At 59.4% G+C, this 19,344-nt stretch carries 19 protein-coding genes; 6 read left to right on the top strand and 13 right to left on the bottom strand.

What is annotated here, in order from left to right:
* Positions 1-352 precede the first annotated feature (352 nt).
* Positions 353-1,105, bottom strand: a complete 753-nt coding sequence (gene hutC / locus AWM69_RS21760) for a histidine utilization repressor (protein WP_048383421.1) — start codon at positions 1,103-1,105, stop codon at positions 353-355.
* Positions 1,106-1,266: 161 nt separating this feature from the next.
* Positions 1,267-1,974, bottom strand: coding sequence for a YoaK family protein (locus AWM69_RS21765; protein WP_131652913.1), 708 nt, complete (start codon positions 1,972-1,974; stop codon positions 1,267-1,269).
* Between the two features lie 264 nt (positions 1,975-2,238).
* Here AWM69_RS21765 and AWM69_RS21770 point away from each other — a divergent pair, with 264 nt between their 5' ends.
* Positions 2,239-2,910, top strand: coding sequence for a histidine phosphatase family protein (locus tag AWM69_RS21770; protein ID WP_131652914.1), 672 nt, complete (start codon positions 2,239-2,241; stop codon positions 2,908-2,910).
* Positions 2,911-3,089: 179 nt separating this feature from the next.
* Positions 3,090-3,314, top strand: a complete 225-nt coding sequence (locus AWM69_RS21775; protein ID WP_131652915.1) for a YgdI/YgdR family lipoprotein — start codon at positions 3,090-3,092, stop codon at positions 3,312-3,314.
* A 25-nt stretch (positions 3,315-3,339) separates the two neighbouring features.
* Here the strand turns inward: AWM69_RS21775 and AWM69_RS21780 are convergent, their stop codons facing one another.
* The 3 genes from AWM69_RS21780 to AWM69_RS21790 form a co-directional block, all read right to left on the bottom strand.
* The gene (locus tag AWM69_RS21780) at positions 3,340-4,629 is read right to left on the bottom strand and encodes an FAD-binding oxidoreductase (protein WP_218728443.1); all 1,290 of its coding nucleotides are present in this window, start codon (positions 4,627-4,629) and stop codon (positions 3,340-3,342) included.
* 67 nt (positions 4,630-4,696) lie between these two features.
* Positions 4,697-5,350 carry an amino acid ABC transporter permease gene (locus AWM69_RS21785; protein WP_048383412.1) on the bottom strand — a complete coding sequence of 218 codons (654 nt, stop codon included), beginning with the start codon at positions 5,348-5,350 and terminating at the stop codon, positions 4,697-4,699.
* Positions 5,351-5,410: 60 nt separating this feature from the next.
* Positions 5,411-6,172 (bottom strand): ABC transporter substrate-binding protein, encoded by a 762-nt coding sequence (locus AWM69_RS21790; RefSeq protein ID WP_131652917.1) that lies wholly within the window; start codon positions 6,170-6,172, stop codon positions 5,411-5,413.
* Between the two features lie 173 nt (positions 6,173-6,345).
* Between AWM69_RS21790 and AWM69_RS21795 the strand changes: the two genes are divergently transcribed.
* The 4 genes from AWM69_RS21795 to AWM69_RS21810 all read left to right on the top strand — a co-directional run bounded on the left by AWM69_RS21795 (position 6,346) and on the right by AWM69_RS21810 (position 10,877).
* Positions 6,346-7,122 (top strand): IclR family transcriptional regulator, encoded by a 777-nt coding sequence (locus AWM69_RS21795; RefSeq protein WP_131652918.1) that lies wholly within the window; start codon positions 6,346-6,348, stop codon positions 7,120-7,122.
* Positions 7,123-7,295: 173 nt separating this feature from the next.
* Complete coding sequence (locus tag AWM69_RS21800; protein WP_131652919.1) at positions 7,296-8,351, top strand: permease; 1,056 nt, start codon at positions 7,296-7,298, stop codon at positions 8,349-8,351.
* A 173-nt stretch (positions 8,352-8,524) separates the two neighbouring features.
* A complete protein-coding gene (locus AWM69_RS21805) occupies positions 8,525-9,253 on the top strand; it encodes a carbonic anhydrase (RefSeq protein WP_131653279.1) in 729 nt (242 codons plus the stop codon).
* An 82-nt stretch (positions 9,254-9,335) separates the two neighbouring features.
* Positions 9,336-10,877: a SulP family inorganic anion transporter gene (locus AWM69_RS21810; protein WP_131652920.1), complete on the top strand. Its 1,542-nt coding sequence runs from the start codon at positions 9,336-9,338 to the stop codon at positions 10,875-10,877.
* A 114-nt stretch (positions 10,878-10,991) separates the two neighbouring features.
* On the opposite strand, the gene AWM69_RS21815 is transcribed toward AWM69_RS21810, so the two are convergent.
* The 8 genes from AWM69_RS21815 to AWM69_RS21845 form a co-directional block, all read right to left on the bottom strand.
* Entirely contained in the window at positions 10,992-12,005 is a 1,014-nt protein-coding gene (locus AWM69_RS21815) for an AraC family transcriptional regulator (protein ID WP_131652921.1), read from the bottom strand.
* Between the two features lie 80 nt (positions 12,006-12,085).
* Positions 12,086-12,346 carry a hypothetical protein gene (locus AWM69_RS22960; RefSeq protein ID WP_256930483.1) on the bottom strand — a complete coding sequence of 87 codons (261 nt, stop codon included), beginning with the start codon at positions 12,344-12,346 and terminating at the stop codon, positions 12,086-12,088.
* Entirely contained in the window at positions 12,346-12,522 is a 177-nt protein-coding gene (locus AWM69_RS22965) for a hypothetical protein (RefSeq protein WP_256930484.1), read from the bottom strand. The genes AWM69_RS22960 and AWM69_RS22965 overlap by 1 nt, the downstream gene beginning before the upstream one ends.
* Positions 12,523-12,556: 34 nt before the next feature.
* Positions 12,557-13,594, bottom strand: a complete 1,038-nt coding sequence (locus AWM69_RS21825) for a Rieske 2Fe-2S domain-containing protein (protein ID WP_218728445.1) — start codon at positions 13,592-13,594, stop codon at positions 12,557-12,559.
* A gap of 177 nt (positions 13,595-13,771) precedes the next feature.
* Positions 13,772-14,605 (bottom strand): SDR family NAD(P)-dependent oxidoreductase, encoded by an 834-nt coding sequence (locus AWM69_RS21830; RefSeq protein WP_131652923.1) that lies wholly within the window; start codon positions 14,603-14,605, stop codon positions 13,772-13,774.
* A 33-nt stretch (positions 14,606-14,638) separates the two neighbouring features.
* Entirely contained in the window at positions 14,639-15,406 is a 768-nt protein-coding gene (locus tag AWM69_RS21835; protein WP_131652924.1) for an SDR family oxidoreductase, read from the bottom strand.
* A 100-nt stretch (positions 15,407-15,506) separates the two neighbouring features.
* Positions 15,507-16,751, bottom strand: coding sequence for a helix-turn-helix transcriptional regulator (locus AWM69_RS21840; protein WP_131652925.1), 1,245 nt, complete (start codon positions 16,749-16,751; stop codon positions 15,507-15,509).
* Between the two features lie 175 nt (positions 16,752-16,926).
* Complete coding sequence (locus AWM69_RS21845) at positions 16,927-19,344, bottom strand: RND family transporter (protein WP_218728447.1); 2,418 nt, start codon at positions 19,342-19,344, stop codon at positions 16,927-16,929.

Here is a 19,344-nt window from a genome sequence, read left to right on the forward strand (position 1 = left end):
TTTCACCGTCACGGTGGCGGTCAGGGGCAGTGGTCATGGTTCATCCTCATCAAATGGCTTCAATGTCATACGGTGTCATGTGCTACCAGAGCACTTATACCAACCTGTATGTACAAGTGAATGCAAGTGAAGGGCCAACCTGAGCACCTGAATAGGAATCCCTATCTGATCCATCTATAAATTTACTTTTAAATCATTAAGTTAGAATCTAATGATTTTTTTGAAAGTATTTTTCATGCAGCAGATAGCCACAAGAAATTGCCGCAACTTGGTGCGATTCAGGGCAGGAAGGTAACGGAATTGCACCAAAAGTAACGCGGGTAACACTGTGTTCCCGCGCAAAACTGCGTCCTCAATTACCGCATTGACCTTGCAAGCGGTAACGTGAGCCGGGGTAGACCAGACGTGCGCTGCCCACCAGCCCCTGGGCCGACCAGGTGCGCCGGCGAATCAACAGGCAGGGCTCGTTGCGCTTGATCTGCAGTAAGCGGCACTCTGCCGATTTGGCATGGATGGCTTCGACGACATGCTCCCCTCCGGTGAGGGGTGCCAGCTGCATCAGATAGGCATAGGCGGTGGTCCGGGTGAAATCCTGCAGCAAGTAATCGGGGGCAATCGCGGCATTGACGAACCGCTCTTCTATTTGCACGGGCATGTCGTTTTCGTGATGCACCATCACGGAATGAAACACCCGCTTGATACCGTCCAGGGCAAACGGCAAGGCCAATGAGGACTTCGGTGCAAGCTCCTCGAGAAGAATGACTTCACAGCGATGGGCATGACCGCGCTCCGAAATTTCCTGGGCAATATTACGAATCTCGAATAAAGCCGATTGCCCTTTTGGCACAGCCACAAACGTGCCGACGCCTTGCATGCGTACCAGCAGGCCTTCAATGGTCAATTCACGTAGCGCACGGTTGATAGTCATGCGGCTCACGCCCAGCAGGTTGAGCAATTCGCTTTCCGAGGGCAATTTTGAGTTGGGCAGCCAGGCGCCTGAACGGATTTTCTGCGCGATGGCCTGCTTGACGCGTGCGTACAGCGGCGAAGGACTCTCGATGGAAAACGACTCAAGGGATGAATGGTCATCAACAGACTGGGACACGACGGCTCCTGTTACGGGTTAGGGCATGCATGGGCACGCTGCCAGTCTACCTCTAGCGCGCCCTCAGCAATACGGGCGCTTGATGCCGCACGCCAAGGATCGTTAATAGCACAGCCAGGCTTACAGTCGATGGGCACCGACTTGAGTCATCCGGCCCGGGCTCACTTGCGCGGCATGTAGTCGCGCTGCCAGCGCCGGGGAATTTTCAATGACACCAGGCCCAGCACCACAGAGAACCCGGCGCTGAAGAGCAGTGCCATGATGCCGAAGCGCGCTTCCAGCAGCGCACCGATAACCGCACCGGATAACATGCCTGTCCACGGCACCAGCTGTACTCGCCAGCCACTGGGCCGCTCGCCCAACAACCAACGGCCCAGCCCACGCCCGAAACGCGAGAGCGCGCCCGTCACATAGGTCAGCCCAACCGGTAAACCGTTAACCTGCTCCACTGCCGCATTGAGCATGCCCATCGCCACAATGGCCGCCAGCATCGCCGGGGCGCGTGAATCGAAGGGCACCAGGGCGGCGGCGCACAAAAGGCCGGCGATCCATAGCATCAGCGGCAGCGCGCGCTGGCCCCCCCAGCGTCCGATCATGATTCCCAGAGCATTGCCGGCCACGAACGCCAGCACTGCACCCACCAAACGCACCACGCTCTGCAGGTTGCCCTCGCCGATGGCCACGGCCAGCCGTGTGGTATTGCCACTCATGAACGAAATAAAGTCACCCGTGGCCAAAAAACCAATGGCATCGGTCATGCCCGCCAGTACCGAAAGGCTTGCTACCAACCCCAGCCCCACTCGCCCACGCCAGGCGCGAACACGCAGGTGCACAGCGTTGCCAGATTTCCTGATCGGTACTGGAAGCATCGGAAACAACCTTCTGAAGGTGAAAAAAACAGGTTAGACAGAAAAAATCTTGTCACATAAAAACCCTAAACTTAGGGCCAGCGTAGGATGAATCGGAATCAATTGTAGGTAGTATCGAACCAATTTCGAAAAACGCGTCTAATAAATACTTTGCTCACGGACGAGAAGCATAGGACGCACATAGACGACAAGGATATACACGCGGATCTAATTACTGCTGTGGCCAGGTTGGTCAGCCTTAATGGATGTAATCAGAAGAGCCCCATGACCCAGTCCGTTTTAAAATCCCGATTCAAGCCCTACGCGCTGGCAGCGATCCCGCTGTTGTTGATTGCCGCTGCCGTCACCCTCACGTCCCACGCGGACAAAGTATTTGCAGAGCCGGTTAACGGTGTGCAAACACTGGTGTTCATGCGTCATGCCGAAAAGCCTGCCGATGGCCTTGGCCAACTGACCTGCCAGGGACTGAACCGCGCCATCGATTTGGCGACACTGCTGCCACTCAAATACGGTAATGCCGACTACGTATTTGCCGCTGACCCGTCGCGACGGGTTGAAGAAGGCGCCGACGATGATGCCTACAGTTACGTGCGCCCGCTGATGACCATCAACCCCAGCGCCATCAAACTGGGGTTGCCGATCAATCTGGAGTTTTCGGCCAATGACACGCGCCAACTGGCCCGGGAATTGACCGATGACAAGTACCATAACGCGACGATCTACACCGCCTGGTCTCATGGCTACTTGCCAGAACTGATCAACAACGTCGCAGGCGAAGCCCTGGGCAAGAAGACCACACTGACAGAAGACTGGCCCTCCAATGACTTCGACACGCTCTATGTACTGACCCTGACCTGGCATGATGGCAAGGCAACGCTGCTCAGTCGCGTTGACAAGCAAGAGCTGAACAACGGCACCAAAGCCTGCCCGACCTGATCAGCCCGTAGCAGTCAAAGGCCGCATCGGAGCGCTGCCAGCGCACTGTTCCTCAACGTCAGTGCGCAGCACTCTCGGCAAAAAACGTTGTCTGATACAGCAACCACTTTTCAGCGCTGGCTGCCAAACCAGGGCCGGTGCGATCCAACCCTCATTTGCGAAGAGCTCAAGGTACAAGCATGAAGATTAACGCTATCGGTTTGCCTCTGGTCATCGTCGCCATGCTGGGGCTCGCGGGCTGTTCGACACCCAGCGTAGTGACCCTGCAAAACGGCACGCAATACCTGACCAAAGACATGCCGAAAACCAAGACCAAAGACGGCTTCTATGAATTCGAAGACATCGCTGGCAAACGTATCAAGGTCAGGGCTGACGAGGTCGGCACCATCAGGAAGGCCGACTGACCGCCCGCGCAAGGGGCGGCCGTGATCATTGCAACGCGTCGAGCAGCCGGTAGTAACTGATACCGGCCGCCAGATACAGGCGCTGCAAACGATGGAACGGGATCTGGCGAATCGGTGTCACCGGAAACGGAAAGTCATCGCGGGTACCCGCCATGCGCGCCGCGAGGTGCTTGCCCAGCATGGCCGACATCGCAACCCCGCGCCCGTTGTAGCCAAGCAGAATCGACAGCCCCGGTTGCGGCTCATGCAGTTGCGGCAACACACTCTGGTTGAGCGCAACACGACCACTCCAGCGGTACTCGATCGCCACCCCCGCCAACTGCGCAAATACGTTGACCAACGAACGCTCCAGATGCGCCCAGTCACCGGCACGGCAGGGCTCGGCAAACGGCCCGCGGCCACCCAGTAGAACCCGCCCCTGGGCATCCTGCTTGAAGTACAGCAGCAAACGCCGCGCGTCCGAGCACACTTCCCCGCCAGGCAGCACGGTTTTACGCAGCTCGGGTGACAGCGGACGCGTGGCAATGATAAAGCTGTTGGCTGCCAGCACGGTCTGGCGCAGGCCGGGCCATAAGTCATCGGTGTAGCCGTTGGTTGCCAGCAACACCCGTTCGGCCATCACCGTGTTGCCTTGCGCCGTGGTCAGTTGCCATTTCGGGCCAATCCGGCGTAAATCCGTGACCCGGCTATCGCTGTGAATGGTCACGCCACGGCCCAACGCCGACTTGGCCAGTCCCCGCGCATAGTTGAGTGGATGCAGACTGCCGGCACGCGGATCCACCCATCCTCCCATGTAGTTCCGTGAACCGATACGTTGACAGACCGCCTCACGGTCCAGCAGCTCAACCGGTACTCCGCGCTGCTCCCATTGCCTGGCGCGATGCTCCAGTGCCTTGAGTGACGTCGCAGAATTGGCGGGCTGAATCCAGCCTTTGCGGCTGGCATCGCAGGCAATGCTGTACTCGCGGATCAATGAAAAGACTTCATCCGCCGCACCGCCGCAGGCCTCAATGATCGTCTCGCCGCGCTGCGACCCGAAGCGTTCGATCAACTGATCCGGATCATATTTAAGCCCGGGAATCACCTGTCCACCGTTACGCCCGGAGGCTCCCCATCCCGGCTCGGCCGCGTCCAGCACACACACACTGATGCCTGACTCGGCCAGGCGCAGGGCGGTGACCAGCCCGGTGTAGCCCGCGCCGACAATCGCCACGTCCACCTGCTTGTTTTCACTCAAGGCAGGGGTCAATGCCGCAGGGCGAGCGGTGGCCGTCCAGAGCGACGGCGGTAATGTCCTGATTGACGACGATTTCATCCCTGCGCCTCCCCAACCTGCTCCATGTCGGACACTGCAAGACCGCCAGCCCCCTTGAGTTCAATCATTACTTTCTCCGCAGTGCAAAACGCGCTTCCAGACGGCGCAAGCCAAAGGACAGCGGCAAGCTCATTGACAGGTACAACAACGCAACCAGGGTGTACACCGTCATGTTTTCAAAGGTCGACGAAGCAATCAGCTGCCCTTGCCGGGTCATTTCGGCCACGGTAATGGTCGACACCAGCGACGAGTCCTTGAGCATCATCACCAGGGTGTTGCCGTAAGGCGGCAAGGCAATCCGGAACGCCTGTGGCAGCACGATCCGGCGCATGATCATCAGGCCACGCATGCCGACCGACTGAGCCGCCTCGATCTGGCCATGGTCAATGGCCTGAATCCCGGCGCGGAAGTTCTCGGCCTGATAGGCCGAATAAGCGATCCCCAGCCCGATCACACCGGCCTGCATGGCGCTGAGCTGGATACCGAAATCGGGTAATACGAAATAGATGTAAAACAGCTGCACGATAATCGGCAGCCCGCGTATCACGTTGACCACGCCGATGGCGAACAACGCGATGGCACGAATTTTCGAGACCATCATCAAGGCAAACAACAGGCCGATCAGCGAGCTCAGTACGAACGATCCCGCCGTGACCTGCACAGTGACCACCGCCCCTTTCAACAGAATGGGCAGAAAGTCCAACGCATCCTGAACAAACATAAAGCTACCTGCCAAACACCACATAAAGCGGCACCCGGACCTGCCGGGGCCGCAGGACCATCAGTTCAGTTTCCACTTCTCGATGATGCGTTGCAGCGTGCCGTCAGCCTTGATCGCCGCGATGCCGCGATTGACCTGGGCCAGCTTCTCGCTGTCACCCTGGCGCATGACCAGGCACACATCGCCCATGACCACCGGCACATAGGTGTCTGACAGTTTTACGTCGCGGTTTTTACCCTGGGACAACTGATAGGCAATGATCGGACGATCGCCAAAGGCGGCTTTGATCCGGCCCAGTGACAAGTCGCGCATCATGTCGGGAATGGAGTCGTAGCTGCGGACTTCCTTGAACCCGCCGTGCTTGTTCAGCGCATCGAGGAATACGGTGCCCACCTGGGCGCCGACCACTTCACCGGCCAGGTCATCCATGCTCTTGTAGGGTTTGGCGTCGTCAGCCTTAACGATCAGGCCTTCACCGTAGCTGAAGATCGGGTCGGAATATTTCACGACCTTTTCCCGCTCAGGGGTCTTCAACATGGCCGCCGAGATCAGGTCGATCTTGCTTGAGGTCAACGATGGGATCAAAGCCGCGAAGGTGGTCTGCTGGATCTCGGTATCAAACCCCCCGGCCTTGCCGACAGCCTCTACCGCATCGACCATCATGCCCTGGATGTTTCCGCTCTTGATGTCGAGAAATGTGAACGGAATACCCGTGGCGGTGGCACCGACTTTGTAGACGGGTGCTGCCGTGACACTGGCGGACACCATCAAACCGGTGGCCATTGCACACATAAGCGTGAGTACTTGAAATGGTTTTTGCATGGCGAATCTCCCTGTGATCGCTTTTCTTATTCCTGATGACGCCCCTAAAAAACCTTCGCGCCCTGTGGTACAAAAAGCGTGCTTCGACTATAACCAATTCGCTCAAATCGTAAAGAGATTTATAAATATCGCTTATCGATATTCACTGCCCGTACAAAAGCCAAGGAAACACCATGAGTGATCACAACAACCCTCTTTTCAATCAATCGCTGGAAAAGGGGCTGGCCGTGCTTCGCGGGTTTGGCGCAGCGCGGCGCACCATGAACCTGGCTGACATTGCACAGGTGGCGGGCATCAGCAAAAGCTCGGCGCAGCGCATGATCCATACCCTTGAAGAGCTCGGCTACGTGCGCAAGCACCCGCAAAGCCGGCGTTTCCAGCTAACGCCAAAAGTCATGGAAATTGGCTACAACTACCTGGCGGCCGACATTCTGGTCGACGTTGCCAACCCCTATCTGGCCGAACTCAACCAAATCACCGGCGAGACAGTCAACCTGACAGAGCCGGACGGACTGGACATGGTGTATGTGGCCCGTTTCGTCGCCCCGAAATTCATCCCGGTGCACATGCCGATCGGTAGCCGGATCCCCATGTATTGCAGTGGATCCGGACGCGCTTACCTCAGCGTGCTGGGCGATGACGAGATCCATGCCATGCTCGAATCCAGCGACCGGGTGACGTTCACCCAACACACTCTGACCGACACCTCGAGCATTTTTAAACGCATCCAGATCAGCCGCGCACAAGGGTATGCCACCAACCAGGAAGAAATGTTCCTCGGCGACATGACCATCGCTGCACCTGTGGTCAACAGCCATGGGTTACCGGTGGCCTCCGTACACGTCGTCGTGCCCTGCAGCCGCTGGACCCTGCCCGACGCCGAACAAAAAATGGCTTCCTCCGTCATCCAGTGCGCGCGCTCGATCAGTAGTTCGATCCGGACGTTGTAAAGCGTTGTTTAGCGACCCGGCCTTATCGCAGCCTTCGGCAGCGGCTACAGGGGCATATATGCACCGGGTTTACGACGGCGGCTACAACCGGCCTTTGTAGCGGTGGGATACGTTCGGCATCGGCAGGATTGGCGTATGATGCGCGGCTATTTCCTTACGTTCGGTAACTCTTTATGCCCAGTCTTTCCTCAGCCAAACCCATACGCGGCTGGTCATTCTGGTGGAAGCCTCTGCTGTTCCTGCTGGTCGCCGGTATTGGCCTGTACTACGTAAAGTGGTCGCCCTACTACTTCAAGGCGTTTGTCGCCGCAGACAATCACAGCATTGGCGCTTCGATCCTCAATGACAACCAGGGCGAGCCCATCGCTGCGGCGCTCGCCTATGCCAAGGTGTATTTCCTGGCCATCTGGAAAGCCGCGGTGCTGGCGGTGATTCTGGGTTCGCTGATTCAGGTGCTGATTCCCCGTGACTGGCTGCTGCGCCTGTTCGGCAAGGCCGGCCTGGGTTCAACCCTGCGCGGCGGCCTGTTCGCGTTGCCGGGCATGATGTGCACGTGCTGTGCGGCACCGGTAGCTGCAGGTATGCGTCGGCAAAATGTTTCGGTAGGCGCCGCACTGGCCTTCTGGATCGCCAACCCGGTGCTCAATCCGGCCACGCTGGTATTTATGGGGTTTGTCCTGGGCTGGGGCTTCAGTGCCTTGCGTCTGGTGGCCGGCCTGGTACTGGTGATTGGCGTGTCGCTGATCGCGCAACGCATCTCGCGTCCTGAAACCATTCCTGAAGCTGCGCTGGAAGCCGTGTCCGACGCGAGCGTTATCGATCAGCAGCACTTTTTCAGCCGCTGGGGCCGCACCTTGTGGCAGCTGTTCTGGAACACGATTCCGGTGTATCTGCTGGCGGTGTTGCTGCTGGGCGCGGCGCGGGTCTGGTTGTTCCCTCACGTCGACGGTGCCATGAGCGACAGCCTGGTGTGGCTGGTGCCGCTGGCCATTGTCGGGACGCTGTTTGTGATTCCGACCGCCGCTGAAATCCCGATTGTGCAGACCATGATGGCGCTGGGCATGGGCACGGCTCCGGCCGTGGCCCTGCTCATGACATTGCCCAGCGTGAGCCTGCCGTCGCTGCTGATGCTGCGTAAGGACTTCGACGCCCGGGTGCTGGTCAGCGTTGCCCTGATGACCATGCTGGTCGGCGTCATCAGTGGACTCGTGGGGCTGTGGTTGCTCTGAGATCACCCTCGGATTCTTCCGACAGGTTGCCTTATGCCATCACTGAAGGCCCGTGCTAGAGGGGCCAATTAAGGTTTGTTTAAGTTTCGGGCGGTAACGTGACCGCCGGGTCACAAAAGACCCGCCCTGAACTTAACAGGCTATTGGCCTGGCACTGGCAAAGAGGACGAATGATGAGTACTAAGGACAACCAGCCTTTGGCTGCAGCTACTGCCTGTCACGATACGGAACATGCCGATGCAGCGCTGCAGCTTATTGTTGAAGGCTTCATGCATTTCCACCACGAAGTCTTTCCGCAACAGAAAGACCTGTTCAAAAAGCTCGCCACCGCCCAACGACCACGGGCAATGTTCATTGCCTGCGCCGACTCGCGAATCGTTCCTGAACTGATCACCCAAAGCGCTCCCGGCGACTTGTTCGTGACGCGCAATGTCGGCAATGTCGTCCCCCCCTACGGACAGATGAACGGCGGGGTTTCGACGGCCATTGAATACGCCAACCTGGCGCTGGGCGTGCAGCACATCATCATCTGCGGGCACTCCGATTGCGGAGCGATGCGGGCCGTGCTCAATCCGGCAAGCCTGGAGAAAATGCCCACGGTCAAAGCCTGGCTGCGCCATGCCGAGGTCGCGAAGACCATGGTGCAAGACAACTGCGAGTGCGCCAACGAAACCGAAGGCATGCACATTCTGACCGAGGAAAATGTGATCGCGCAGTTGCAGCACCTGCGCACTCACCCGTCTGTGGCCTCGCGTATCGCCAACGGCCAATTGTTTATCCACGGCTGGGTCTACAACATCGAGACCAGTCAAATCAAAGCCTACGATGCAGAACAGGGATGTTTCCTGCCCCTGGACAATCCCCTGGCAATCCCTTGCGCGACACCTAAAGCGCGCTTCTAAACCGTCATCATCGAGTAACGCTGTGGCTGCTCAAAAGCAGTCAGGCCTTGCCCTATCTCACGATTTTCCAGGGAGCGTCATCATGCGTGCTGCGCAATTAAAAGCGGTTTTGCCACGGGAGCTTTTGGCTTCCGTGGTGGTGTTTCTGGTCGCCCTGCCTCTGTGCATGGGTATCGCCATCGCCTCCGGGATGCCCCCGGCCAAAGGTCTGATCACAGGCATCATCGGGGGGCTGGTGGTCGGCTGGCTGGCAGGGTCCCCGCTGCAAGTCAGCGGCCCGGCAGCCGGGCTGGCAGTATTGGTCTTCGAGCTGGTCCGCCAGCATGGCGTGGCCATGCTCGGTCCCATCCTGCTTCTGGCAGGTTTTCTACAACTGGTGGCCGGGCGCTTGCGGCTGGGCTGCTGGTTTCGCGTCACCGCCCCGGCCGTGGTCTACGGCATGCTCGCGGGGATCGGGGTACTGATCGTGCTGTCACAAGTGCATGTCATGCTCGACGGCGCTCCCAAGCCCTCGGGGCTGGATAACCTGACAGGCTTCCCTGCGGCACTGGCCGAGGCCATGCCGACCCTGGGTGGCGGGCTGGGCTGGCAGGCCGGGTTGCTCGGCCTCGCGACAATGCTGGTGATGTGGTTGTGGGACAAGTTCCGGCCGCGAACCCTGCGGTTTATCCCCGGTGCCCTGCTCGGTGTCGGCTTGACCACCGTGGCCAGCCTGGCGCTGGCCTTACAGGTCAAGCGGGTGAACGTCCCGGAAAATCTCGCTGACGCCATCGACTGGTTGCGCCCTGCCGACCTGTTGAACCTGGCGGATCCGAACCTGCTGATCGCCGCCTTCGCGGTCGCCTTTATCGCCAGCGCCGAAACCTTGTTGTCTGCGGCAGCGGTTGACCGCATGCACAGCGGGCAACGCTCGGATTTTGACAAGGAGCTGTCCGCCCAAGGGGTCGGCAATATGCTCTGCGGCTTGCTCGGTGCGCTGCCCATGACCGGCGTGATCGTGCGCAGTTCGGCCAACGTCCAGGCTGGAGCCACTACGCGCTATTCAGCGATATTCCATGGCCTGTGGCTACTGGCGTTTGTACTGCTGCTATCCAGTGTGCTGCAAAGCATCCCGGTGGCGAGCCTGGCAGGCGTGCTGGTCTATACCGGGATCAAGCTGGTGGATCTCAAGGCCTTTCGTGGCCTGGGGCGTTACGGGCGAATGCCGATGTTTACCTATGCGGCCACGGCCCTGGCCATCATCTTTACCGATTTGCTGACCGGTGTACTGGTGGGGTTCGGCCTGACCCTGGTCAAGCTGGCATGGAAAGCGTCGCGACTGAAAATCAGCGTGGTCGAACTGCCCGGAGCCGGTGAGCTGGAGTTGCGCCTGAGCGGCGCGGCAACGTTCCTCAAGGTGCCAGCGTTGACTCAAGTGTTGTCACGCGTACCCGCCGGTAGCACGGTGCATGTGCCGCTCAATAACCTGAGCTACATCGATCATTCGTGTCTTGAGTTGCTCGAAGAATGGGCGCGGGCGAATGCGGCCAACGGCTCGAAGCTGTTGATCGAGCCTCGCGGCTTGAAACGGCGCCTGGAGGGGCGTACCCGCATGACCACCGGCATCGGATCGGCACCTGCCTGATCACTGCTTGTAGCCGCTGCCGCAGGCTGCGAAAAGGGCCGAAGGACCTTCAAAACAAGGTTACTGCGCCCCCATCGCAGCCTTCGGCAGTGGCTACAGAGCTTGTTAAATCGCTCACCCACCGCCCACGATCAAGCTGCGGTAATGTCCCGGGTTGGTTCCAGACCATTTGCGAAAGGCTTTGTAGAAGGAGCTGGTGTCGGCAAAACCCAGGTTCAAGGCGATGTCGGCGAAGCTCAGGTCGGGTTCGGCCAGCCAGCCAATCGCCAACTCCTTGCGTACCCCATCCTTGAGTCCCTGATAGGTCTGTCCTTCTTCGGCCAGACGACGGCGCAAAGTTGAGGCGGACATGCACAACCCTTGGGCCAGGCCTTGTGTTTCTGGCCATTGGGCGGCAGGCAATTGGCGCAATGAGTGCTTGATCTGACTCGCCAGGCTTTGCGGATCGCGGTATTTGACCAGAATATTGGCCGGTGCCTGAGCCAAAAACCGTTGCAGCTCCTGCGGGCTGCGCTTGATCGGCAGGTCCAGACAATCCGCGGCAAAAATCATCCGCGTTCGCGGGCGATCAAAGCGCAGGTTCTCCGAGAACATCACCGCGTAGTCTTCACAGTAGTCGGGCGCGGCACAGCGCAACTCAATCGCCAGAATCGGAATCCGCCGGCCGGCCAGCCAGCACGCTACGCCGTGCACAATCATCCAATAGGTGAAGTAGGCGAAGCCCCGGTTCGATTCGCCTTCGGGCTCCAGCAGGACAACTTCCGCCAGACTTTGCTGACGCACCAGACGTGCCGGCAAGCGCTCCAGCATCAGCGACAGAAACTCCAGCGCCAGCTCCAGCCCCTGTGCCAGGGTGGGCTGGGCCATTGCGGCACGGCACATGAACGCCAGGCTGCCTGATCTGAGCTTGCGCGGATCCATCCCAAAAAACTCATCATCCAGACGCTGCGCCAGCAACCGCCACAACCGCGCATAGACCGTGGCCGGCACGCGCGCATCCACTTCGCTCAGCAACCCTGGGGCGATGCCGACTTTGTGCAGGACGTCCTGCATGGCGGCGCCCGGCGCGCAGCTCTGCAGCAGTGCTTCGCGCACCAGGTGGATAGAGATCGTGTCTTTGTTCAACATTGGCCCAGATCCAAGCCCGACGGTTTTTAGATGTCGGCCATCTTAAGCAGCGTGGATCAAAAAGCCAGCAGGGTTTGATTTCATGCCGCTGGATCGGCGGTGCCCAACAGCATCGCTCGCAACGCCAACCGACGGGCCAGCAGCCCGAGCCCCAGACGCTCAAGCCCCCCACAGGCCAATCTGTCCGGCGCCAAACACAAAGAAAAACCCAGTGCCCAATACGTGGGCACCGGGAAGCGAAAACGGCCTTGAAGGGAACTGTCTTTCGCCAGATCAACCTTTTCCAAAAACTCGCTGTGCCGAGGCAATGCAAAAGCACTCAGGCTCAGTAACAACATCATTACCGCCAGCACCAGCGCGCCACCGGCGTACTGAAGATGCGTGCCGGCTCAAAACCAACACTGTCTGCCAATGAACCCGGCAGGATGGGCAGCGTATTGAAGGGCAAGCCGCCAATGATCGATGCCAGGCTCGCCGCCAGCATCCCTGTCAGCCCGTGGCGTTGATTCACCGTCATTGGTACTGCCCTTCCCCTTGGCTCAAATCATGGTTCAGCGGTTATCGACCGTGGTGATTTCGCGGCGTTCGGCCAGGCTCGCCGGTACGCTGGTCTCATCCGTGAAGAACTGCTGATACCACTCGCGCAGCTGATACACCGGGCCGTCGCCCTCCGCCAGTACCGGATTGTTGACCCGGATCTTGTGGGTCCAGATATCGACGTCCTGGTAGAACGACTCGCGGTTACGCTGCACGTAATCCAGCGCCAGTGCTTCGTTCTGGGCCTCGGTCCAGCCCGGAACCTTCTTCACCATGCAACCAAAGCGCAGTTCAAAGCTGTTGGGGCCGATCGGCACATGGCAGTTCAGCAGGATGGACTTGATCTCCTGGCCATCGAACACCGCGCTCATGCGGGTCAGATGGGTAGCCGGGCCATAGTAGGCCGACTCGGCCACCAGATCTCCGCCCAGGCGCTCAGAATCACCGTGGAAAATCTGCTGGGCAATGTGTCCTTCGAAAACGTTGTGGAAGTATTTGGTTGGTGTGCCGTGGACCGGGCCAAAATGCTGGGCATCCACCAGGTTGTCGACCAGCTCGCGCGGGTTGGTGTTGATGATCAGCTTGTCCATGTGCCAGGAATGCAGCCATTCATCGCTGTCCATTTCCGGCAAGTGCGGGATCACCACATCTTCGGCAGGTGGCTTGCCCTCGGGGTTGTTCCAGACAAACAGCAGCTGGTTGACTTCACAGGTCTGCCAGGTACGGGTTTTGGCCTTGGGCGGAATGCGCTTGCAATAAGGGATTTCCACGCACTTGCCACTGGCATCGAATTGCCAATGGTGGAAGGCACAGACGACGCGATCGTTTTCAAGCGTGCCCTGGGACAGGTCGGCGCCCATGTGCGGACAGTGGGCATCCATGACGCTGATATCCCCTTTGGAGGTGGCATAAGCCAGCAGTCGCGTGCCAAACACATTCAGGGTGTGCAGCTTGCCATCACGGAACTCATCCGCTTCCCCCAAGCAATGCCAGCCACGGCCAAAACGTGGCGATAACGCATTCTCGACGTGGATTTCTGCGAGTTTAGTCATTTTTATTATTCCTCAGGTTAAGGGCCAGAGCATGAACCCGGTTGATCTTCACCGAGGAGCCCGCAGGCCTCATCGTTCACTTGGACTAGACACCCCCCTGTGACGGCCCTCCCCGCAGGCGCTGCCACCAAGGCCGTTACCTCAGCGCCGGCTGCGTCTGCGGTGAATCAGCGACATTCAGCGCCAATCGGCCACAATCCCGTGTTCACGGGCAAAAGGCTGGCAGTGAATGGTCTTGCGCTGGTGATCGACCGCGGCCTCATGGGTGGCCAGCCAGAGCATCACCGCCGCCGGCACGTCGGGCGGAGCAGAGCCGGCACGCAAGGCAATCACCCCTTTGTCGCCAATAGTGGCGCGCAAGGCATCGGTGGTCACCACCCCCGGGTTGAGGGTGTAGGCACGGATGCCGCGATCGCCGAACTCCACCGACAAGATCCCCGACAACCGCGACACGGCCGCTTTGCCCGCGCCGTAGGCATAGCCCCAGCCGCCCTTCCCGGCCGCGACAGGCGGATCGGTTTCGCCGGCGCCGGACGTGACATTGATCACCACCCCGCCACCCTGCTCCAGCATGTGACTGACCACAGCGCGGGTCAGCAGGAAGGGTGTCATCACATAGCCTTGAAAGACCCGTTCAAGGGTCTCGGGCTGCAAGTCCATGAACGGTGCGTTGAGATCACTGCCCTGGTAAATCGCGTTATTGACCAGCACATCGACCCGGCCATATTCAGCGAAAACTGCCTCACTGGCAGCATGTACCGAGGCGCTGTCGAGCAAGTCCATGCGCACCACAAGCGCCTTGCGTCCCAGCTCGCGAATGGCGGCTGCGGTCGCGTTCAAACTGCCCGGCAGTGCCGTGCCGTCCGGGTTGCGCAAACCGTGGGTATGACTTTCGCCTTCATCCAGGCTGCGGGCGCTGATGGCCAGATCAAAACCGGCGCGGGCAAATGCCAGCGCGGTTTCACGGCCAATGCCACGGCTGGCGCCGGTAATAAATGCCACTTTATTCATGGGTTTTCCTCAAAGGTTAACTGCCCGCACAGATCAAAAGCGCTGAGCGCGCACCATGGCGTCCATTCCGCCGTCGACAAAGATCACGCTGCCCGTTACGAAGCTGGCCTGGCTTGATTGCAGGAACGCCACCACTTGGGCGATCTCTTCGGGATGGCCGGCGCGTCCCAGAGGTGCGACAAACTCACTGACCGATTTGCCGTAGCGCGCATCGTCCTTGGCCGCCTGATGCAAGGGGGTTTGCACTGCACCCGGCGCCACCACGTTAAGGCGAATGCCCTGGGCTGCCCACTGCACCGACTTGCGTCGTGCCTCACAGGTCACGGCGTATTTGGAACAGGCATAAGCCACATGCGGTTGCCCCACGTCGTTGGCCAGCGTCAGTGCCCTGGTTTCGTCCCCCGCCAGCAAGGCTTCAACCATCGGCTGTTGATCGGCACCCGGCTGCGTGGCCGCGACCGAACCGATCACCAGCGCGGCCGGATTTTCGCCCTTGGCCAGAGCATCGGCCAGACCGTCCAGCAATTGGCTGACACCGAAATAGTTCACCGCCAGCAATAGGCTGCTGGAAGGAGCTGTCACCCCCAGCCCTGCACAGCACACCAACCCGTCCAGCACACCGCCCGACTGCTCAAGCACCTGCGCCACTGCCGCCTGACGGCCTTCTGCGCTGGACAGGTCGGCGATCACCTCGGCATTCGCCCGGTCAATCCCGATGATGCGGTGACCCGCAGCACGTAATACCGCACACACGGCGGCGCCGATTCCGGAAGCGGAACCGCTGACAGCTGTAACTGGCATATGATTTTCCCTTGAAGATGCAGGCGACCGGCGCCTGATTGACGATCAATGGACAGCGACGCCAACCGCCGCTGTCATTGCAAGCAAGATCCCGCGAGCCTCAAGCGCTCTGGCGAATCGGCCGCGCCAGCTTGGGTGCCGGCACGATCACGGCATCAGCCGCTCGCAAGGCGCTCTTGGGCTTTCCCAACGCGACCACGCTGTTCAACAGAATCCTCACCAGCTCGGTCTGACGGCGCACCCCGGTCTTGGAGAAGATCGAACGCAGGTGCGCCCTGGCCGTGTTGCGCCGGATATTCAGGTTCTCGGCCGCCTCTTCCAGGGACAAACCGTTGGCCAGTTCCATCGCCAGCGCGGTTTCGGCCTTGGTCAGGTTGAACAACTGTTTGGTCACCACCTCACTGGCCAAAGACTTGCCCACCGAGTCACGAATGTAGATCACCGCCGCCGGCTTGCTCTTGCCTTCAGCCCACTCCAGCGAAGGAATCGCCTCAACCACCAGGCCCAGACTGACTTGCCCTGAAGGCCGGGTCACGGACATGGCGTCTGCTGTCACCCCGCCCTCGCGCACTTCCTGGCTGAACGCGTGCTTGACCAGGCGTTGCAGCTCCCGGTTGTCACTGGGGTAAGTGGCTTCCAGGCGGCCGCCGACCACTTTCAGGCCGTCGGCACTTTTGAGGATTTCTTCGGCGACCGGATTGAGGCTCAACACCTTGCCGGTTTCGTCGAGCACAATCGTCGCCACCGACAAGCGGCTGATGGCTTGCGCATACAACTCGCTCATGGACTCACTGCGGTCCAGCAGGTTGTGAAGGTGCAAGGCCCGGCGCAAGTGCGGCAGGAACATGCTGCACAGCGCCCGTTCGCCAGCCGAAAACTGCGGGGCGTTTTTCGGTCGGGTCAAGCGAAAACGCAGCTTGCCGCCCTCCGGGGTGGAGATGTCGGCACCCATCACATGGTAGACATTCTGTTGCGCGCAATACGCTTTGAAGTACGCCGAGTTGACCCATTCCGACTCGCTCATCAGGTCTTCAACGGTAAACACCTCATCCAGTGCCTGGCCGACAAAGGGGGTATTGGTTTGCGGGTAGGTCTGGTAAGTCAGCTCGCCCTCGCCTTCGATGTCCCCGGCAACAATCATCAGGCACATGTCCGGCTGATCCGGTACCCGCAGGATCAACGTCGCGTAATTGGCCTTGAACATGTCGCGCACCGAGCACAACGTGCGCCCCATGACCTTCGGATCCAGCGCGCCATCATAGAAGCTGCCGACCATTTGATCGTAATCGGCCAATTCGAGCCCCAGACTGGCCAGGGTTTGGTGATTCAAGGTCACTGTATCCACGGATTTTTCCTCGCATCGGGCAAGGTTCAAAGACCTGCCCTTTTTATTGTTCTTATAACCAGCGGCTTGCCTTTGCGCGCCTGCATCATTGATTGAAACAATGGCGCGCAAACACCTCAGTGTGGCTTTATGTTCATCGCCATACAAGCCTGTCCAGCGCTCTATTTCAGTGGTTTCAGGCGTCCTTGGCGGCCACGCTCTGTTTGAGCGGGTAATGCCCCGCCGAAGCCGCAGCGCAAGGCACACGGGACTTGACCAGCGGCCGTCCCAGGTTGAACCAGGCAGCCAGCGCCGGCAGCAGGAAAATCGCCCCCAGAACGTTCACCAGGAACATGAACGACAACAGGATCCCCATGTCCGCCTGGAATTTGAGCGGTGCAAACGCCCAGGTACAGACCCCGATGGACATGGTCAGCGCGGTAAATACCGCCGCCGTACCCCGTTGGCACATGGCAAGGTAAAAGGCGTTGCGCAGATCTTTGCCGTCAGCCATTTCATGCTGAATGCGCTCGTACAGATAGATCCCGTAATCGACCCCGACCCCGACTCCCAGCGCCATCACCGGTAACGTCGCGACCTTCAGACCGATCCCCAACGTCGCCATCAAGGCGTTGCACAGAATGGCCACAATCGCCAGTGGCACCAGAATGCACAGCACCGCCCGCAATGAACCAAAGGTCATCCAGCAAAACAGCGCCACCGAGCCAAACAGCGCGGCCAGCATCACCACCTCGGCTTGCTTGACCGCTTCGTTGGAGGCCGCCATCACGCCGACGTTGCCGCCCGCCATCAAGAACTGCACCTCAGGCGTCTGCAGCCCGGCAATAATGCGCTGGGTTTCATTGACCACATGGGCCACCGTCGGGCCTTCATGGTCGGTGAGGAACACCAGGATCTGCATGCGCTGGCAGCCTTCCGTGACCAGCCCGTCGTCAGGCATGTAAGCCCGGGCGCCCTGGCTCAGGCCCCGCTCTGAACCGGGAATCGCCGACCAGCGCGGATTGCCCTCGTTGTTGCCGGCAATCACGTTCTTGCCCATGCCGGCGACGCTTTGGACTGACTGCACGCCTTCTACACTGCGTACCTGAAAGTCGAACGACTCCACCGCACGCATCACCTGGGGGGCCAGGCAGCCTTCCTCAATGCCGTTCAGTTGCACAAACACCGACATCACATCCAGGCCAATGGAATAGCTGTTGATGATCTTCTGGTTGTCCTGGTTGTAGCGCGAATCGGCACGCAGCTCCGGCGCCCCGACACCGATATCGCCGACGGCCAGGTCCCGGGCCTTGTAAGCGCCCAGCCCCAACAGCAACAGGCTGATGGCAAACACCACCAGCGCCGGTTTAGGCTCGGCCAGTGCCGAGAGCTTCCACCAGAGTTGGTGTTTGCCCCGGGCTTGAAGCCCCTTGGCCATGGCGCTGCGTTCAAGGTTCAAATACGACAGGATGATCGGCAGCATCAGCTTGTTGGTGATGATCATCAGCATCACCCCGATGCACGCCGTGACCCCCAGCTCATGCACGATGGGAATGTCGATCAGCATGATCACGCCAAACCCCAGGGCGTTCATCAGCAGGGCCAGCGAGCCGGGTATGAAAATCTTGCAGAAGGCACTGTGCGCAGCCTCGACCGACGGGCTGCCGGCCAGCACGTCCTGTTTCCAGGCGTTGGTCATCTGCACCGCATGGGACACGCCGATCGAGAAGATCAAGAACGGCACCAGAATCGACATCGGGTCGATGCCCAGCCCCAGTAACGGCAACAGGCCCAGCAACCAGACCACGGGCAACAGCGCGACCACCAGGGCCACCACTGTCAGGCGCCATGAACGCGAATACAGCCACAGCAACAGCCCGGTAATCACAAAGGCAATCACAAAGAAACCGATCACCGTGTTCAGGCCATCCACCACATCGCCCACCAGCTTGGCAAAGCCGACGATATTGATTTCGACATTGTCGTTGCTGTACTTGGCGCGAATATCTTCAAGGCGCTGGGCCACTTCGGCATAGGACACCGGCTTGCCGGTCTGCGGGTCCATGTCCTGCAGGTCCGCGCGCACCATCGAGGACTTCAGGTCATTGGCCACCAGACGGCCAACCTGGCCCGAACGGGCGACGTTACTGCGCACCTGCCCGAGGTCATCGGTGGAACCGGTGAAACGCGGCGGTACGACCACATCACCAAAAAAGCCGTCTTCCGTGATTTCGATGTAACGCACATTGGCGGTAAACAGCGAGGTCACACTGGAGCGGCTGACCCCGTTGATAAAGAACACATCATCGGTGACTTTATTCAGGGTTTCGAGGAATTCGCGGTTATAGATGTCACCTTCACCCTTCCAGTTCACGCTGACCAGAAAGCGGTTGGCGCCGGTGAAGTACTGGCTGAAGTTGAGAAAGTTGACCATGAACGCATTGCGCACCGGGATCTGTTTATTGAACCCCGGGTCCAGTTGGGTATGCGTCGCGCTATAGCCCAGGGCAAGCGTCAACAGCACGAACAACGCCAGCAACCCCTTGCGCCAGTTGATCAACAGGTCGGCAGTACGCTCGACCATTCGATTGATTGAAGATTGCGGAGCGTTCAT

The sequence above is a fragment of the Pseudomonas sp. D1HM genome (assembly GCF_019266105.1).
In the GTDB taxonomy this organism is placed as follows: Bacteria; Pseudomonadota; Gammaproteobacteria; order Pseudomonadales; family Pseudomonadaceae; genus Aquipseudomonas; species Aquipseudomonas taetrolens.

Bases quoted from the DNA above. Each gene is read 5' to 3' on its own strand.
- AWM69_RS21765 (WP_131652913.1), bottom strand. From the start codon at position 1,974: ATGCTTCCAGTACCGATCAGGAAATCTGGCAACGCTGTGCACCTGCGT.
- AWM69_RS21770 (WP_131652914.1), top strand. From the start codon at position 2,239: ATGACCCAGTCCGTTTTAAAATCCCGATTCAAGCCCTACGCGCTGGCA.
- AWM69_RS21775 (WP_131652915.1), top strand. From the start codon at position 3,090: ATGAAGATTAACGCTATCGGTTTGCCTCTGGTCATCGTCGCCATGCTG.
- AWM69_RS21780 (WP_218728443.1), bottom strand. From the start codon at position 4,629: ATGAAATCGTCGTCAATCAGGACATTACCGCCGTCGCTCTGGACGGCC.
- AWM69_RS21785 (WP_048383412.1), bottom strand. From the start codon at position 5,350: ATGTTTGTTCAGGATGCGTTGGACTTTCTGCCCATTCTGTTGAAAGGG.
- AWM69_RS21790 (WP_131652917.1), bottom strand. From the start codon at position 6,172: ATGCAAAAACCATTTCAAGTACTCACGCTTATGTGTGCAATGGCCACC.
- AWM69_RS21795 (WP_131652918.1), top strand. From the start codon at position 6,346: ATGAGTGATCACAACAACCCTCTTTTCAATCAATCGCTGGAAAAGGGG.
- AWM69_RS21800 (WP_131652919.1), top strand. From the start codon at position 7,296: ATGCCCAGTCTTTCCTCAGCCAAACCCATACGCGGCTGGTCATTCTGG.
- AWM69_RS21805 (WP_131653279.1), top strand. From the start codon at position 8,525: ATGAGTACTAAGGACAACCAGCCTTTGGCTGCAGCTACTGCCTGTCAC.
- AWM69_RS21810 (WP_131652920.1), top strand. From the start codon at position 9,336: ATGCGTGCTGCGCAATTAAAAGCGGTTTTGCCACGGGAGCTTTTGGCT.
- AWM69_RS21815 (WP_131652921.1), bottom strand. From the start codon at position 12,005: ATGTTGAACAAAGACACGATCTCTATCCACCTGGTGCGCGAAGCACTG.
- AWM69_RS22960 (WP_256930483.1), bottom strand. From the start codon at position 12,346: ATGATGTTGTTACTGAGCCTGAGTGCTTTTGCATTGCCTCGGCACAGC.
- AWM69_RS22965 (WP_256930484.1), bottom strand. From the start codon at position 12,522: ATGACGGTGAATCAACGCCACGGGCTGACAGGGATGCTGGCGGCGAGC.
- AWM69_RS21825 (WP_218728445.1), bottom strand. From the start codon at position 13,594: ATGACTAAACTCGCAGAAATCCACGTCGAGAATGCGTTATCGCCACGT.
- AWM69_RS21830 (WP_131652923.1), bottom strand. From the start codon at position 14,605: ATGAATAAAGTGGCATTTATTACCGGCGCCAGCCGTGGCATTGGCCGT.
- AWM69_RS21835 (WP_131652924.1), bottom strand. From the start codon at position 15,406: ATGCCAGTTACAGCTGTCAGCGGTTCCGCTTCCGGAATCGGCGCCGCC.
- AWM69_RS21845 (WP_218728447.1), bottom strand. From the start codon at position 19,344: ATGAACGCTCCGCAATCTTCAATCAATCGAATGGTCGAGCGTACTGCC.